This window comes from Pararcticibacter amylolyticus, assembly GCF_003130405.1.
GTDB classification, from domain to species: Bacteria; Bacteroidota; Bacteroidia; order Sphingobacteriales; family Sphingobacteriaceae; genus Arcticibacter; species Arcticibacter amylolyticus.
This window is the reverse complement of sequence record NZ_QEAS01000105.1, coordinates 1-539: the sequence shown is the minus strand read 5'-3', so window position 1 is coordinate 539 and position 539 is coordinate 1. Positions and strand designations below refer to the sequence as shown.

Annotated in this window: 1 protein-coding gene; it reads left to right on the top strand. The window is 49.9% G+C overall.

Annotation, left to right across the window (positions count from 1 at the left end; translation table 11 throughout):
- Positions 1–18: 18 nt before the first annotated feature.
- A partial coding sequence (locus DDR33_RS25265; RefSeq protein WP_109418516.1) for an IS3 family transposase occupies positions 19–539 on the top strand: 521 nt, incomplete at its 3' end.

Sequence of the window (539 nt, the reverse complement as noted above, 5' to 3'; positions counted from 1 at the left end):
ACCCTGAAATTACATTACATGCTCACTCCCCTGCTGGCCGAGCATGGCATCCGGATAGGGCGGGACTATTTATTTGACCTGATGCGGGAACACGGACTGGATATCCGGCGGAGAAAGAGGCGGGTGGTGACCACTGATTCCCGCCACTGGATGCATAAATATGCCAATCTGGTGAAAGATCTGGTGATAAACCGTCCCGAACAGGTATGGGTCAGTGACATTACCTATATCCGCATGAACAGCGGATGGGGGTACCTCAGTCTGGTGACGGATGCTTATTCCAGAAAAATAATGGGCTATTGCTTTCATAAAGATCTTACCGCTCAGGGATGTGCGCAGGCTCTGAGAATGGCCCTGGACAAACGGATCTGTCAGGATGAACTGATCCATCATTCCGACCGGGGATCACAGTATTGCAGTAAAGAGTATGTAGAGGTTTTGCTGGGCAGTAAGATTGCCATTAGTATGACCGAAAATGGCGATCCTTATGAGAATGCGCTGGCCGAACGGGTGAACGGGATCCTCAAAGAGGAATTCAA